General features: G+C 59.5%; 12 protein-coding genes. 4 read left to right on the top strand and 8 right to left on the bottom strand.

Going from position 1 to position 15,980, the window contains the following annotated elements; all coding sequences use genetic code 11:
• Nucleotides 1-17: 17 nt before the first annotated feature.
• Both FE851_RS19425 and FE851_RS19420 read right to left on the bottom strand, forming a co-directional pair.
• Nucleotides 18-1,628 carry a GMC family oxidoreductase gene (locus FE851_RS19425; RefSeq protein WP_186378925.1) on the bottom strand — a complete coding sequence of 537 codons (1,611 nt, stop codon included), beginning with the start codon at nucleotides 1,626-1,628 and terminating at the stop codon, nucleotides 18-20.
• Nucleotides 1,629-2,000: 372 nt separating this feature from the next.
• Nucleotides 2,001-3,143 (bottom strand): NAD(P)H-dependent flavin oxidoreductase, encoded by a 1,143-nt coding sequence (locus tag FE851_RS19420; RefSeq protein ID WP_145206177.1) that lies wholly within the window; start codon nucleotides 3,141-3,143, stop codon nucleotides 2,001-2,003.
• Between the two features lie 492 nt (nucleotides 3,144-3,635).
• Here FE851_RS19420 and FE851_RS19415 point away from each other — a divergent pair, with 492 nt between their 5' ends.
• Nucleotides 3,636-5,300, top strand: coding sequence for an AMP-binding protein (locus FE851_RS19415; protein WP_409994512.1), 1,665 nt, complete (start codon nucleotides 3,636-3,638; stop codon nucleotides 5,298-5,300).
• Nucleotides 5,301-5,357: 57 nt separating this feature from the next.
• The gene (locus FE851_RS19410; RefSeq protein ID WP_186378924.1) at nucleotides 5,358-7,088 is read left to right on the top strand and encodes a CocE/NonD family hydrolase; all 1,731 of its coding nucleotides are present in this window, start codon (nucleotides 5,358-5,360) and stop codon (nucleotides 7,086-7,088) included.
• A 332-nt stretch (nucleotides 7,089-7,420) separates the two neighbouring features.
• On the opposite strand, the gene FE851_RS19405 is transcribed toward FE851_RS19410, so the two are convergent.
• The 5 genes from FE851_RS19405 to FE851_RS19385 form a co-directional block, all read right to left on the bottom strand.
• Nucleotides 7,421-8,533: an NAD(P)-dependent alcohol dehydrogenase gene (locus FE851_RS19405; RefSeq protein WP_145206170.1), complete on the bottom strand. Its 1,113-nt coding sequence runs from the start codon at nucleotides 8,531-8,533 to the stop codon at nucleotides 7,421-7,423.
• A 134-nt stretch (nucleotides 8,534-8,667) separates the two neighbouring features.
• The gene (locus FE851_RS19400; RefSeq protein WP_261371135.1) at nucleotides 8,668-8,913 is read right to left on the bottom strand and encodes a MaoC/PaaZ C-terminal domain-containing protein; all 246 of its coding nucleotides are present in this window, start codon (nucleotides 8,911-8,913) and stop codon (nucleotides 8,668-8,670) included.
• A gap of 179 nt (nucleotides 8,914-9,092) precedes the next feature.
• Entirely contained in the window at nucleotides 9,093-9,860 is a 768-nt protein-coding gene (locus FE851_RS19395; protein ID WP_145206164.1) for an enoyl-CoA hydratase-related protein, read from the bottom strand.
• A gap of 22 nt (nucleotides 9,861-9,882) precedes the next feature.
• Nucleotides 9,883-10,665: an SDR family NAD(P)-dependent oxidoreductase gene (locus tag FE851_RS19390; protein WP_145206160.1), complete on the bottom strand. Its 783-nt coding sequence runs from the start codon at nucleotides 10,663-10,665 to the stop codon at nucleotides 9,883-9,885.
• Between the two features lie 48 nt (nucleotides 10,666-10,713).
• Complete coding sequence (locus FE851_RS19385; RefSeq protein ID WP_261371091.1) at nucleotides 10,714-12,162, bottom strand: aldehyde dehydrogenase family protein; 1,449 nt, start codon at nucleotides 12,160-12,162, stop codon at nucleotides 10,714-10,716.
• A 242-nt stretch (nucleotides 12,163-12,404) separates the two neighbouring features.
• On the opposite strand from FE851_RS19385, the gene FE851_RS19380 reads away from it, so the two are divergent.
• On the top strand, nucleotides 12,405-13,685 hold the full coding sequence (locus FE851_RS19380) for a cytochrome P450 (RefSeq protein ID WP_145206158.1): 1,281 nt from the start codon (nucleotides 12,405-12,407) through the stop codon (nucleotides 13,683-13,685).
• 453 nt (nucleotides 13,686-14,138) lie between these two features.
• Here the strand turns inward: FE851_RS19380 and FE851_RS19375 are convergent, their stop codons facing one another.
• Nucleotides 14,139-15,338 (bottom strand): acyl-CoA dehydrogenase family protein, encoded by a 1,200-nt coding sequence (locus tag FE851_RS19375; RefSeq protein WP_186378923.1) that lies wholly within the window; start codon nucleotides 15,336-15,338, stop codon nucleotides 14,139-14,141.
• A 180-nt stretch (nucleotides 15,339-15,518) separates the two neighbouring features.
• On the opposite strand from FE851_RS19375, the gene FE851_RS19370 reads away from it, so the two are divergent.
• Nucleotides 15,519-15,902 carry a nuclear transport factor 2 family protein gene (locus FE851_RS19370; RefSeq protein ID WP_145206153.1) on the top strand — a complete coding sequence of 128 codons (384 nt, stop codon included), beginning with the start codon at nucleotides 15,519-15,521 and terminating at the stop codon, nucleotides 15,900-15,902.
• Nucleotides 15,903-15,980 lie beyond the last annotated feature (78 nt).

Raw genomic sequence — 15,980 nt, 5'->3', positions numbered from 1 at the left:
CATTTGGAGCTTCCAGGTCATGGGATTGGCGCGTCTTCGAGGATCAGGTCCGCTGCTATCCATGCCATTGCCATGGTGGGCGCACTGTTGTTACCCGACGGCAAGGTAGGAAAGACCGAAGCGTCGACGACGCGCAGGTTGGACGTGCCGCGCACTTTCAGCCGCGCATCGACCACATCATCATCGTTGGGGCCAATCGCGCAGGTGCTCGTCGTGTGAAAGCCCCGGCCGCCGGTATTGATGGCGTAGTCAAGGATATCCACATCATCACGAAGGGTGCGGCCCGGAATGGTTTCCGCTTCCACCATGTGCGCAAATGGTTCGGTACCGAGAATCTCGCGGGTCTTGTGGAAAATCTTAATTGTCAGTGCGCGATCGTGGTCGGTGGTTGGAATGCTCGGGATGAGGCGTGGTTTGTCGTCGGTTTCTGGACCGCTGATGTGTATTGAGCCGGTGCTGGTCGGATAGAGCGGGTAGGTCGAGAACATTGCGCCGGAAAAGCTGTCCATCACCGGCCTGCCTGTGCTCGGATCCACCGCCGAAGACGATAGCGGGCTGAAGAAGCCCTGCGTGTCCGGATAGGGCGATGCCGGGTCGGAGCGAAAGTTCATGATCAGATTATGTCCGCCGAACGACATGACGCCCGTTCGCGTGAACAGATACTTCAGGGCGGACCAGCCTTGCCGGAACAGGCTGTTAAGCTGGGGATTAAAGCCGCCGTCTCCTTTCAGCCGAAGCTGGAAAAGCGTGCTGCCGCAATGATCGTGGAGATTGTTGCCGACCTTCGGGCTGCGCACCCGCAGCGGGACGCCGGCTGCAGCCAATATGTCCGGATCGCCGATGCCGCTCCGTTCGAGCAGCAAGGGACTTTCGAGAGCGCCCGCGCAGATCAGGACCTCGCGCCGGGCGGTGAAGAATTGCTTTTCGCCATGGCGAGTCACCTCGACCCCGATCGCCGTCGGACCATCGAACATTATGCGGTCGACCTCGGCATGTTCGATCAGGGTGAAATTCCGCCTCCGCCGCGCCTTTTTCAGAAAGGCCTGCGATCCGCTAACCCGGAACCCGCCCTTGATGTTCGAACAGGTGTAGCCGACGCGTTCTTCGCCCGACGTGTTCATGTCGTCAAGAAAGCGAATGCCATGCTTGGCCAGTGTGGCAATGAATATCTCGCTTATTGGTTCGCTCGGCCCCGCTATGCTGATCGGCACCGGGCCGCCTTCGCCGCGCACGTCGTTGCCGCCGAGGTGATGGTCTTCAAGCGCCTTGAAGGCAGCGAGAAAGCGGTCCCAGTTCCAGCCTGCATTCCCGGCGCTCTCCCATGCGTCATAATGGGGGGCCCAGCCACGGTTCCACATCATGCCGTTGATCGTCGTCGATCCTCCCACGATGCGGCCCCGAATCCATGTATCGACCTTGTCGTTCCCGTAGGGCAGGGTCTGATAGGATTTCGTATAGTTCGGGTTGTTCATGGTGAAGTAGAAGCCCTTGGGGATCAGATGGACCGGGTTGCGATCCAGCCCTCCGGCCTCCAGCACGAGAACACTGACGGCGGGGTCGCGGCTTAGCCGCTCCGCCAGCACCGAGCCGGCGGCACCGCTCCCCACAATAACATAGTCGTAGACCATATTCTCTTTACCTCTGTTCATCAGACGGGTTGGGCAGTTGGGTGCGAGTAGCGCGATTTCGCGGACGGTGAGCGGTACGCTCGCCGGTGCCGCCGACGGCCAAAGGGGCGCCCGAAGATGCTGATGCAGGGGATCGACATGGTCGCCGCCGCCGCAATCGTCCGCATCATGATTGCGGTTTCTGCGGGACCTATGGTGGATCTCGCAATATTCCTCCGCACTGCATTGCCGATGCCGAGCGAGGCAGCTTCGGCGAAGGTCTGGCAGGCCGTGCCATCACCATCGCGCCCTGGCAAAAAATGGTCGAAAGCGACCTGGGGCCGGTCGGGTGGAAGTCCATCGAAATCCTTCAGCTGCTGTTGCTTAGCAGTCTTATATGCGTAGCTCCAGCGCGGTATCCTCATTCTGTCCGCGAGTCAGGTCGCATTTGGCGGCCCAGCGGTGCGCGATCGTCTCCGCTTCCGAGACGATGTCGTGGATGACCTGCGCGGCGGGCTTGATCTCCTTCAGCAGTCCCGCAACTTGGCCGGCGGCGGTATAGCCGGTCTCCAGATCCCCGAGCATCTGGCCGCGATAGGCGCGGTTAAAGGCCTCGGGCTTGTCCTTGTCGGCTCGCTGCCCACCACCCATCAGGGCGCGCAGTTCGTCAAATTCATAGCGCTTGTCCATCTCATGGACTTTCTTGGTAAAGTCGGTCTTAAGCACGCGCGAGAGAACCCCTGTACTGCGGTGCATGATGAGGCTTGCTACGTCGCCAGATGCAACAATGGCTTCCTTGGTCTTCTGATGCGCGTTGCATTCGACGGTCGGCAGGAAGGCCGTGCCCATTTGCACGCCCTCTGCGCCCAACGCCATCGCCGCCATGAAAGATCGCCCAGTGCCGATACCGCCCGCCGAAATGACCGGGATATCAACCGCGTCGACCACGAGCGGGGTGAGCACCATCGTGGTCAGCTCGTCTGCGCCTTCGAGACCGCCGGCCTCATAGCCTTCGCACACGACCATGTCGGCCCCGCCTTCCTGCGCCGAAACGGCCTGCCGCACATTGGCGACGACACACACCGTCTTGATGCCGGCATCCTTCAGCCAAGGAAGGACCTTTTTTGGATTGCCGCCTGAAAGGGTGACAACATCCACCTTTTCTTCGATCAGCATTGCGAGATGCTTCTGGACATATTCATCGATCAGCAAAATTGTCAAATTCGCTCCGATCGGCTTGTCGGTCAGTTCCCGAGCCAGTTTGACGTGCCGGCGAACCGTTTCGACCCGTTCGCTCTTATCGGACCAACCGGGGTTTTGCGCTACCACGCCCAAACCGCCGGCATTCGACACGGCTGCGGCGAGTTCGCCGTTGCCGTTCATCGTCATGCCACCCAGGAAAATCGGATATTTTATTCCAAGCATATCGGTAACGCGCGTACGGAACATGCTGTCCACCGCTGTCGGCGCTATTGAAGGTGAGGGCTGCGCCCAGTTCTGATTTAACATTATAACCTCTTGATCGAATGGGCACACTCGTCCATGACAAATACATGCCGTCTGCCCGGACGGTAATTTGCAGGCATGGCTGAGTCAAGGCTGTTGTCTCAAGCGTCTTGTGCGTAACTGCCAACTCGGACGCAGGCGATGATTTTGGCGCAGGGTGGGATTTGGGCCATCCAGCGATGGCCTTGTTCTCCCATTTGGCAGCAGATCGATGGCCCGATTGGTCTCAAGGCCAACCGCCAAAGTGCCTTATCACTGACCCTGGATAGGCCTGAATAGAATGAACAACCTCAATTAGGAACTCGTAAACGAGAGGAAAATGCGGATTTTGGGAAAGCTCTTGCCGGACGAGGCCTTGCTCCTCGCCACTTCGCCCGTCGCCTCAAACTGGTTTCAAGTGGCCCAGATCCTGGTTCGTAAGTGACAGGTATAGAGAATGCCGCCACGCATATAGGGGTAAAGCTACTCTGAACCATCTAAGGCAGTGGGCGGGAGAAGGTGTCATTTGGAATGAAAGCAGTAGTGCACGCCAGTCATGTCATAGGCGCCTGCGAGCCATCGCTGATCGAGCAGACGATCGGCGCAGCGCTGGAACTCGCGGTGCAACGCTGGCCTGAGGCCGAGGCTCTGGTGTCGCGGCATCAAAATGTCCGCCTTTCCTGGGCGGGACTCAAGGCGGCGGCCGATGCATTTGCGGCAGGACTTCTGGCACTTGGCCTTCGTCCTGGCGACCGCGTCGGCGTGTGGGGGCCAAACTGTGCCGAGTGGACCATTGCCCAGTTCGCCACCGCGCGCGCCGGAATGATCCAGGTCAACATTAACCCCGCATACCGCGCCTCCGAACTCGAATATACGTTGCGCAAGGTCGGGGTGAAGGCGCTCATCTGCGCGGCCTCTTTCAAGACGAGCGACTATGTCGCTATGGTAGAGACGCTACTTCCATCGGTCGCAGGCGCGGGGGAGGTGAGGTCGGAGCGACTGCCGGCACTTGCTCATCTCATCATGATCGGCGGCGGCCCGCGCGCTGGCTGGCTCGCGTTCGACGATGTCGCAGCGCTCCGGACAGGTGCATGCGAACGTGACCTAGTCTCCTTGACCCAGAGCCTTCATCCCAACGATGCCATCAATATCCAGTTTACCAGCGGAACTACCGGTTCGCCCAAGGGCGCGACGCTGTCGCACAGGAATGTGCTCAACAACGCCTATTTCGTGGGGTTGGGGATGGGTCTGCATGAAAGCGACCGGCTATGCATCCCGGTGCCGCTCTACCACTGTTTCGGCATGGTGATGGGCAATCTCGCCTGTCTGGTTCACGGCGCGACCATGGTCTACCCTTCGGCAGGCTTCGAGCCGCGTGCTGTCCTGGAAGCCATCGAGGCCGAACGCTGCACGGGCCTGCACGGCGTGCCCACAATGTTCATCGCTGAATTAGAGCATCCCGATTTCAACCGTTTCGACCTATCGAGCCTGCGCACCGGTCTCATGGCCGGATCGCCCTGCCCAAGCGAGGTGATGCGCAAGGTCATGGATCGGATGCACATGCAGGAGATAGGCATTGCCTATGGCATGACGGAAACCAGTCCGGTCAGTTTCCAGACCGCTCCCGATGATTCGTTCGAGCGGCGTGTCGGCACGATCGGACAGGTCCAACCTCATATCGAGGTGAAGGTCGTTGATCCCGATACCGGCGAGATTGTGCCGCGCGGCCAGCCGGGCGAGCTGTGCACGCGCGGCTATTCGGTCATGCTCGGCTATTGGGATGACCCTGACAAGACGGCCGAGGCGATACGAGACGGCTGGATGCACACCGGCGACCTCGCCGTCATCGACGAGGCGGGCTATGGCAGCATAGTCGGGCGCATCAAGGACATGATCATCCGCGGTGGTGAGAACATCTACCCGCGCGAGATCGAGGAGTTTATTTACACCCATCCAATGGTGGAGGATGTGCAGGTGATCGGCGTACCCGATGCCAAGTTCGGCGAGGAGATTCTTGCCTGCGTCAAGCTTCGCGCCGGGGCGGTAGCGGATACCAAGGACATCATCGCCTACTGTCGCGGGCAGGTTGCCCACTACAAGGTTCCTCGCTACGTCCGTTTCGTCGATACCTTCCCGATGACTGTTTCCGGCAAGGTGCAGAAATACCTGCTACGCGAGGAAATGAAGGCCGATTTCAGCGAAGGCTGAAAGTCCGTTGATGCTCGAGCGGGACGGTTCGAAGGACCGGTTTTTCAAGGAAAGCACATGAAGTCCATATTTGAAGACAATGTGACAATAGTGATGCGGGACGGAGTTGGCCTGACGACAAACGTCTGGCGACCGGACGGGGGTGAGCGGGTTCCTGCTCTGTTGCTGCGCAGCCCGTATGGCAAGGAAGAGTTGGTAAATGGCTTCGAGCCAAACCTGTTTGCGCTTGTGCGCGCCGGCTATGCTTTGGTGACGCAGGATGTTCGCGGCACCTTTGACCCCGTTTCCACTTTCATCCCGCATGTGCATGACGTGGAAGATGGCGAGGACACGATCCGCTGGCTTGCCGAACAACCTTGGTGTGACGGTTCGGTCGGAATGTGGGGAGCATCCTATCTCGGGCTCGTCCAATGGCAAGCGGCCGCGACAGGAACGCCCGCTCTCAAGGCCATTGTGCCGACAATCACAAGCGCCGACTTTTATCGTGCACCCTGGTATTCGTCCGGCGGTGCGTTGTCGCTCCAGACCGTGATCATGTGGAGCGTGGTTATGGCGATGAAGGCGGCAACTGGCAAGTCGCCGCTAAGCGAGACCGATCTTGTCGACGTCGCAAAGCTGGCAGCGATGATGCAGAACCTAGACTCCGTGCTGAGGGAGACTCCAGTGGCCGACAAGCCACTGGTGACGAAATATCTGCCTTGGCTGAAAGACGTGCTCGCACACCCCGCGCGCGACGAGTTCTGGACTTTGCAATCGTCGTTGGACAAGGCCGATCGGATCAGCACGCCGGCATTGTCCATTGCCGGATGGTACGATGTTTTCGCGACGCAGCAACTCTCCGATCATGCCGCAATGCGCGAGCGCGCCGGATCCGAAAATGCGCGCGATGGCCAACGCCTGATCGTAGGGCCCTGGAGTCATAGCCAGACGGTAGGTGCCAATGGCGTATTTCCTGAACGCGATTTCGGCTTGTCCGCCAGCACGATGGCGGCGCAGCTGACGTTGGCGCACATCGCCTTTTTCGACCGCTGGCTGAAGGGGCGGGAGGGGGCCTTGGCTGGCTCTGCGCCGGTGCGCCTCTTCGTTATGGGAATCGACCAGTGGCGCGACGAGGAGTCGTGGCCGCTCCATGACACAAGGTTCGTCGACTATCATTTGGATGGGGCGGGTGCGGCCAATACTGCCGACGGCCGAGGGGTGTTAACGACCGAGCCCGCCGCGCGCGATGAAACCGATTGCTATCTCTACGATCCCCGTCGTCCGGTGCCGACTGTGGGCGGCAACACCCTGGCTCAGTTTAGCGGACCCGCCGATCAGTCGGCGGTGGAAGCACGCGAGGACGTTCTCTGTTTCAGCAGCATTGTGCTGAAACAGCCCCTTGAGGTCACGGGACCCATCTCGCTCAAGCTCTTTGTGTCGTCGTCGGCAGTGGACACCGACTTCCCCGCCAAGCTGGTCGACATTTTTCCCGCTGGCCGAGCCCTGGTTCTGAGCGAAGGGATCCTTCGGATGCGCTATCGTAACTCATTGGCGGAGCCGGATTTCATGTCGCCGGGAGAAATCTATGAAGTTACCATCGACGTGGGCGTGACATCGAACGTCTTTCTCCCGGGCCACCGTCTCCGGATCGAAATTTCGAGCAGCAACTTTCCGCGCTATGACCGCAACAGCAATACCGGAGGCGAGATCAGCAGAGAGCACGAAGCCGATATGGTCGTGGCCATCAACCGCGTTCACCGAGGGCCAGAATATCCAAGCCGGTTAATCCTGCCGATCATCGAACGCTGAGAGGAAGGATCAGTAATTTTCAGAACCACCAGCCAGCGGTTACCCTTCGCGCGTTTCATTGATCGGTCCGCGCCAGCCGGCCTGACTTTTGGTCGCGCTGTATAGGGCTTCACAGAGGCGACCCCATGCGGGCTCAAGATCCCGTCTAGCCGCCCTCGCAGACCGTACGCCCCCTGCGCTTCCTTGGTTGAGGTGCTGAAGGGACCGAGCAAGGCGTAACGGACGCTTGGCGTTGATTTCCCTAATCCTCCCGAGGCCTATTTCGTCGTCGCCACCCAATGGTCGATCGAAGCCGCACCGCAGCGTTTATCGCGCGATGGAGGATGGGCGCATCACTTGGCAACCGCATTCGTGACAAGCACCGCCTTGATGATTTTTCCGTCATGCTGGTCGTGGACGGCGACGTTGATATCTTCGAGCCGATATACGGTCATTAGCCTATCGATAGGAAATCGACCTTGTCGGTAAAGATCGACCAGCTGAGGAATGAACACGTCAGGGTCGCTGTCGCCGGTGTGGATGCCGCGAATAGACAAACCGCTCCCCATCAACTGGGCGAGCGTGAAGGGGACGGCCATATCCATCGAAGCGGGGACGCCGATGAGGCCGAGCACCCCTTGCGGAGCAAGGGCACCGACCGCGGCGAGGATGACCTCGGCCCGGGCGGTGGTGTCGATGGCGTAGTCGATGCCTAAAGGAATGATTTCCCGCAACGCCTCAGTGAGGTCCTGGTCCAGCGGATCGATCACATGGGTCGCGCCCAGCTCCAGCGCGAGAGCGCGCCGCTCGGCCACCGGTTCGCTGACGATGATGGTGGTGCAGCCCTGTACTGCAGCCGCCATCGCCGCGCTCATCCCCACCGAGCCGCCGCCCATGATAGCGATCGACGAGCCTGCCCGGCAGTTCAGTGAACGCATGACCGCGCCGGCGCCTGTCTGGATGCCGCAGGCGATCGGACCCATCAGTTCCAGCGGCACGTCGTCGGGGATCTTCACCACATTGCGTTCATAGGCGATGGCGTATTCCGCGAAGGAGGATTGCGAGTAGAAGTTGTACAGCGCTTCACCCTTGCAGTGAAGGGTGTGCGAGCCGTCGGCGCGAGTGCCGCCAAAATTTAACGTGCCAAATTCACGGCAATAAACGGGCTTGTGCTGCTCGCACATGACGCAGTGCCCGCAGCTGTTGAATGACAGAACAACATGATCGCCCGGCTTTACTTTGGTGACGTCCGCGCCCACCGTTTCTACGACGCCCGAACCCTCATGGCCGAGGACCGCGGGCATGCCGAGCGGAAGCCGACGGTCGCGGATGGCGAGGTCAGTATGGCAAAGGCCCACGCCATGCACGCGAACCAGGATTTCGTCTGCGCGCGGTTCGTCGAGCTCAACTTTTGTGACTTCGAAGTCTTTTTTGGGTTCGCGGGCGATGGCGGCGGTGATCGACATGATCTCTCCTGGGTCAAAGTCGTTGTTGCGGGCTTTATGATGTGACCGTTCGGTGAAGGGAAACCCCCATCTGGCGAACGTGTGATACAAGCCTTGAATATTACAGCCAGTCAGCGACAAGCGCGGCATTTTCCTCATCTCTGATCACGGCCTTCATCCGTACCCTGGTGATGATTTCTCGGGGCACGATCGACCATGTTGGCCAGCGCAAAACGCCCTCGAATGAAGCTGCCCGATGGCACCGGGTTTATGAAAGGAACTTTGTCGACGCTGTACTTCACTACCATGCGGCGCCCGGCGATTTTGGACAGAGCGCCAATCGCCATCGCACCGATCATCGACAAAGTGAGGGAGCCGTGCGCGACTCTCCCGCCGAACAGCAGCGTGGGCCTTATCGATATGAATGTCGTGCCAAACCCTGGCCGCGGCGGCAGAGGCGTCGATCCGATCCTGACTCATCTCGAGCCGGTTCGACAGGCCGAACTCCCGGCCAGGCAGGTCGGTGAAGTTTTCCAGGACCAGCTCGCTTCGCGAAAAGATGCGGTGTCTTGGCGAGCGATCAGCGACCCGTCCAGACGGGCGCTCGCTTTTGTGCGAATGCGAGTTGGCCTTCCTTGGTATCGTTGAGCGCGAACAGTTTGGGCTTCATCTCCTCAACGAAGTCGAAAGCAGGCTTGCTGGCGACCTCCGGCTCCATCGCCAGCATTGCGATATGTTTCGTGTAACGCACGGCAGCGGGCGAGCATTTCAGGATATTGTCGGCCCAACGGCGTGCGGCCGCGACCGATTGTCCCTTGGGGACGACCTCGTTGACGAGGCCCCAGCGCGCAGCTTCCTCGGCACCCATCCGGTTGCCGGTCAGAAGCATGCCCATCGCTATCGACTTGGGCAGGCGCAGCGGAAGCTTCTGCGACCCGCCGCCCGCGGCAACGAAGCCCCAGCGCGGTTCGCTGAGCCCGAAGCTGGCATGTTCCTCGGCAACGACGATGTCGCTCATCAGCGCGATCTCAAAACCGCCGCCCATCGCGTAACCATTAACCGCGGCTATGATCGGCTTGTCCAATCCCTTGCGCTTGGCGAGACCGGCCCAACCGGTGGCCGGCATCGGCTCGTAGAAGCCATCGACCAGATCATGGCCTGAACAAAAGGACTTTTCGCCTGCGCCGGTGATGATCGCGATCCATAGCTCAGGATCGTCCTGAAACTCGTCGAGGGCATCCGACATTTCAAAGCAGGCCGGTGCGTGGAGCGAGTTGAGGGACGCCGGCCGGTTCATGGTGATGATCATCAGCCGGTCATCCCGCTCGACCTTGATGTGTTCGGGCATTTCAGTTCCTTTCAGCGGCGGGTCAGGCTAACACCAGACAATCCTGATTGATCGCCACCAAGCCACCGTCGACTACGAGAAGCTGGCCAGTGATCCGCCGCGCCGCCCCGCTGACGAGAAACAACGCGGGTTCAGCGATATCATCGGGATGAGTCCAGTCCGCCAGCGGGGCGCAATGGCGGTATTTTTCTCCAATTTTCGGGTTTTGCACCGCAATTTCCATCTGCGGGGTCAACACCGGTCCCGGCAGCAGCGCGTTCACGCGTACGCCGGCGGGACCCCACTCCACCGCCAGCGTCCGCGTGAGATGGTTGAGGGCGGCCTTCGAGGCACCATAAGCCCCGGTGCCCGGGGTGCCTGACAGGCCTCGAATGCTCGAGATGATCAGGACGTTGCTGGCTGGATTCGTCGACAGATGGGGATATGCCGCTTGCAGAAGCGCCAGCGTACCGACTACGTTTACCCGTTGAGCCTCGTTCCATTGCTCAAGCGAGAGCGCCGCGATCGGGCCGTCGCCATAGGCAGCCGCGTTGCTGACAACTATGTCAATCCCGCCCATAGCCCCAGCGGCCTGTTCAACCATCGCTGCGATCTGATCGACACTGCCCATGTCAGCAGGGATATAATGTGCGGTCCCGCCCGCCGCGCTGATTTCGGCAGCGACCTTTTCAAGATCCCCGGCCGAGCGGGCGACGAGAACCAGCTCTGCGCCAGCCTTCGCGAAATGGTGGGCCATGGCGCGGCCGATGCCCTTGCCGGCACCGGTGATGATCGCCTTGCGCCCGGTTAGGGGATGCACGGTCATGATGGAACTCTCCTGTTCTAAATTATTGATGCGCCGAACGGTTGGCGATCAGGCCCCCGCAGCCTGTCGCGAGGTGACGATGGTGTGGGGCTGAGTAAATTCCAAAAGTCCGCTCATGCCGTTGGCGACGCCGAAGCCGGATTGCTTGCGTCCGCCAAACGGCTGGCTCGGCGCGACCGAACCATATTCATTGACCCAGACCATGCCGGTGTCCAGCCGATGGGCGATGGCCTCAGCCTGTTCGGGCGGCCCCCAGACGGAGCCGCCAAGGCCGACTTCGACCGCATTGGCTTTGTCGATGGCGACGTCGACATCATCGAAGCGCAGCAACGGCAGGATAGGGCCGAACTGCTCTTCCTGCACGATGCGCGAATCTTCGGGCGGGTTGTCCAGGATAGTGATCGGAATGAAATAACCCTTGTTCCCGGTCTTAATATCGCCGCCCAGCAGAAAATTGTGCCCGTTGGCGTGGGAATCGGCGATCAGGCCCTTAAGGCGTTCAAATTGCTGACGGTTCTGGACGGGGCCGAAATCAGTGCCCTGTTTCGATCCATCGCCGACCTTGGCCTGCTTGCCCAGCTCGACCAACGCATTGGCAAACGGCTCGTAGACATCGTCATGAACATAAACCCGCTTGGCAGCGAAGCAGACCTGACCGGTATTGCCGAAGGCGGCCCCGAACAGCTTCTCAGCGGTCGCCTTCACATCGATTCCCGGCAACACGATTGCCGCATCATTGCCCCCCAGTTCGAGGGTGAGGCGCTTGAGCGTCTGGGCGGCGCTCTGCATTACCCGGCGTCCGGTGGCGGTGGAACCGGTAAAGGCGACCTTGTCGATGCCGGGATGGCTGGTCATCCACGGCCCCAGATCGTCTCCGCCCGACAGAATGTTGAGCACGCCGGGCGGAAGGATGTCGCGGATCAGCGCGCCAATCCGCAAAGTGGTCAGCGGCGTGAAGGGTGAAGGCTTCAGAAGAACGGTGTTACCCGCGACGAGGGCAGGGGCCACTTTCCAGAAGGAATCCGCGATCGGGAAGTTCCATGGCGAGATCGCACAGACCACGCCGATCGGTACGCGGTAGGTGGCGCTGAGCCGCTCTGCGCTATCCTCATGGATGTCTACCGGCGGCGTGAGCTTCGACGAGAGACCGCAGAAATAGGGTGCCGCCCCTACGTCTTCCACAGCGCGCGCCACCGGCTTGCCCTGCTCGGACGTAAGCAAGCGCGAGAGGTCGTCGATATGTGCCGCGATCATGTCGCCGATCGCCGCAACCTTTGCCTGGCGTTCGCCAATCGGCGTCGCCTTCCAGTCCGAAAACGCCTTGCGCGCGGCAGCCACCGCAGCATCGAGCTGGGAACGGGTGCAATCGGGCGCGCGACCGACGACTTCTTCAGTCGCCGGATTGATCACATCAAAATGCCTTTCACCCGCAACTCCTGCGCCGTCAATCAATAGCTCGAAACTCGTGTCCGCTTGCATCGGATTCGTTTCAGACATCATTTCACTCCGGGGGGTCAAGGCTGTGGCGATCTTCCGGTGTGACAATTGGGCTGTGGAAATCCTCCATCGTCACATCGTGCCGGCGATCCTCGGCCGATGCCGAACACCAGGCGATTTCCGCTTGCATCAGGTATCGCCGATGGCTGGACAATATGCGACGAAGCACTGGCGGATTCTCCGGTGCAGGATGTCATTGAAGCGAGTAATGGCAGGTTTGCAAGAAGAAGGCTGAGAATCAGATGAATGACGTGCAGGCGCTGGATCGCGTTCCCGACCATATCGCCCGGGCCGTGGTCGACCCACATGCTTATGCAGAATTCGACGGGCTACACGCCAAGCTTACCGAGTTGCGACGCGAACACCCCTTCGCCCGCGCTGAGATCGAGGGTTATGATCCTTTCTGGATCGCTTCTAAGTGCAAGGACATTCAGGAGATAGCTCGCCAGAGCGAAATCTTCCGCAGCGGCATCTATTTCATAGGGACAAGCAAGGATATCGAGCTCGAATACACCCAGGGAAAAGCAAGCCAAGAGCGCGTACTGACTTCACTCAACGCGCCAGAGCATATGAAATATCGGCTGCTGACACAGAATTGGTTCCAGCCAAAGAGCTTGCGCACTATGGAAGAGAGAATCCGCAAGATTGCACGGCGCCATGTGGAGGAAATGGCCGACCTGGGCGGCGAATGCGATTTCTACCACTCGATCGCGGTCCATTATCCATTGCGCGTGATCATGTCGATCATGGGGCTGGAGGAACAGGACGAGGCCTTCATGATGCGGCTGACCCAGATCGTCACGAACATCGATGATCCAGATCTGACGGGCGAACCCGCGCCTAAATCCGCCGAGGAGCGAGCGCAGCGTTCGCGCGCGATTTCCGATGAAGCCTCAATCTTCTTCAAAGAGGTCGCCCGCCGCCGCCGGGCCGATCCGACCGACGATGTTGCGACAGTCATCGCGAATGCCAAGGTCAATGGCGAACTGATATCCGATTTTGACGCGCTTGGCTATTATATGACCGTGGCTATCGCGGGGCACGATACGACCTCTGCATCGGTAGCCGGAGCAATCTGGGCGCTCGCCGAGCGCCCCAGTGAATTTGCGAGGCTTATTTCGGATCTTTCGCTTATCCCCAACCTTGTCGATGAGTCGGTCCGCTGGACCACCCCCATCAGCCACTTCCTGCGGACTGCTGGCCAAGACACCGTGTTCCGCGGCCAGCCGGTGTCAAAGGGTGAATATGTCTTGCTCAGCTACACATCGGGCAACCGGGACGAGGAAGTTTTTGAAGATCCGTTCGAGTTCAAAATTGATCGTCCAATGAACAAGCATGTGGGGTTCGGCTTTGGCTCGCATGTCTGCCTCGGGCAACATCTTGCCCGGATGGAGATGACCATATTGTTCCAGGAACTGCTGCCCCGTCTAAAGTCGGTGGAATTAACCGGAACGCCAAAGCGCAAGATCACCCACGCGCTTGGCGGCCCTAAGTTTGTGCCGATCCGTTACAAGATGAGCTGAGGGATGTGCCCTAGTCTGATTAAGGGCGCCGGAGAGGTGAAGCTGGCCGTGTTGTCAACGCCCCGCTGACCTCTCCGAGCGAGGCACGCCAAACAGCGGCATCGTGAAGACACCGGTAGGCTGGAACTCAACTTCGCTCCTTGGCAGGATCGGAGATGCGAAGCCGCGCAAATCCGACCTCTCGGGCCTCAGTTTGTCGCACAGGATGTAGGGGGCATCTATTCCAGCGCTTCCGCCTGCGAACTGGCCTGATGGGCGTCCGGGTACCCCAAAATTCTGACCGCTTGGCTAAGCGCGACGCGTCGGGATTGTTCGCATTCGCTCAGCCCGGAGCGAGCGCAGCAACGGGAAGCGGTGATGGACACCAATGGCCTTACGAGAATTTTATCGCGTAATTTCACAGCCGTTAGCGGAGGCGGGGAAGTGAGGTTCCTCCGCCTCCACCATCAGCTGTCATGCGGCCGGACCATATTGGTCGCGGGCGACGGCGAGCCGGTGGAGATTACGGGTTCCACCCATCATGTCATTGAATTTGATGTCACGATACCATTTTTCCATCAGATGATCCTTCGACCACGCCGCAGGACCCATAAGTTGCATCGCCTTGAAAGCGACCGCTTCGCTGATGAAGGTGGAATAGCCCTTCGCCCGTTGGCCCAATATATTGTCTGCGCGGCCCTGATCATGCACCCAGCCGGCGTGCAGCGTCATCCGGCGCGCCTTCGCCAGTTCGGCGCGGGACTGCGAAACGAGTTCGTCGAACCGCTGCCGCCGCCCGGACGCCCAAGGGCGGTCATTGGCGTTCACCCAATCCACCGCATATTCAAGCATCGTTGAGGCTATCCCGATCGCCTGAAGGCCGCAGAAGGGGCGGGTCGCCGCCTGAACCTGTGCAAATTGCCTAAACGATCCGCCGTTCAGCAGGCGATCCTCATCGAGTATGATGTCGTTGAAGGCGACCGCTGCCTGATTATAGTAGCGCGCACCCAGTTTCTCATAGCGCGGGACAGTCACAACCAGTCCCTCGTCATTACGATCGACGATGAAGCAGCGCGCTCCCTTGAAACCACTGCCCGGTTCGGTCTGGGCGAGAACGACGATGAAATCAGCATATGCTGCATGCGAGATATAGGACTTGGAGCCGTTCAGGATCCATTTGTCGCCCTTCTTGACCGCGGTTGTCCTGATCTGTGCCAGGTCGAGACCGCAATGTTCTTCCGTCATCCCCATTGCGACGCGCTTATATTCGCCGCGACGAATCCCGTCGGCCCATTTATGGATCTGCTCCGCGTTGCCCAGATTGCGGACCGCGACCTCGCCCATATTGTCGCCCGGCAGGGTCTGCAGCCCCCAAAGATCGCCCGCCATCACCGCTTCGGTTGCCATCATGCCCAGCACGGAGCGGCCGCCATTGAGCGACTTTACATATTCCACGTCATCTTCCTTGCCACGGACGCCGGGGCCGGAACTCCAGAAATCGAGCGGGCTGTTTCTGATCGGGCATTGTTCGGCAATGGCGTCGATCGTCGCCTGGTCGGGCAGCGAATAAGTATCGTCCACCGAGCGCGCATGCGGCCGGACACAGGTGATCGCCCAATGCCTGATATCGGCCAGAAGCTCCTTGGTGTTCTTGGTGGCTTCATAATTAAACATCAGGGATATTCCTCGATCAGTGCACCCAGTTCGTCTGCAAGCGAAGACATTCCGGCTCCCAAAATCCCCCAATCCGCGGGCCTCTTTTTGCATCCGCACTGGCGGTATGTTTACATCTGTCGGTCAGTGCAGAGAGAGTAGAAGATATGTGTGCTGTGCGCCCACCAAGGAGCAATTGATATGAGCGACCCGATCGAACAGATTGAGAAGCTGGAAGCCGAGCGATGGGCTGCGAATTTGGCGGGTGACATCGACAAGTTGGCGGCTCTGCTGTCGGATCGGGTGCAATATATCCATCCAACGAGCAAGATCGATACCAAAGAATCCTTCCTCGCCAATCTGCGAGTGCATAATCCCTATGTGAAGCATGAAGTGCTAAATCAAAAAATTCTCATGCTTGGCGATACCGCAATTGTCACCAAGTCGTTTCGTAACACCGCGCGCCGTAGAGAGCCGGAGAATTTGATCGTGGTCGTCGAGATCGTGAGCAGCGGCATTTGGACGAAAGAGGGGGATGACTGGAGGCTGATCCACTATCAAACGACCTTCATTCCAAGCGCCTGAATGGTGCGCTGAAACGCGGACGGTGAGCGTGTGATGTGCGCTTTCTTGGAAGCGATCCCTATCGGCGGCCATCAGTTT

Source organism: Sphingobium sp. B2 (assembly GCF_007693735.1).
Taxonomy (GTDB): Bacteria; Pseudomonadota; Alphaproteobacteria; order Sphingomonadales; family Sphingomonadaceae; genus Sphingobium; species Sphingobium xenophagum.
This window is presented reverse-complemented; position numbering and strand designations above follow the sequence as displayed.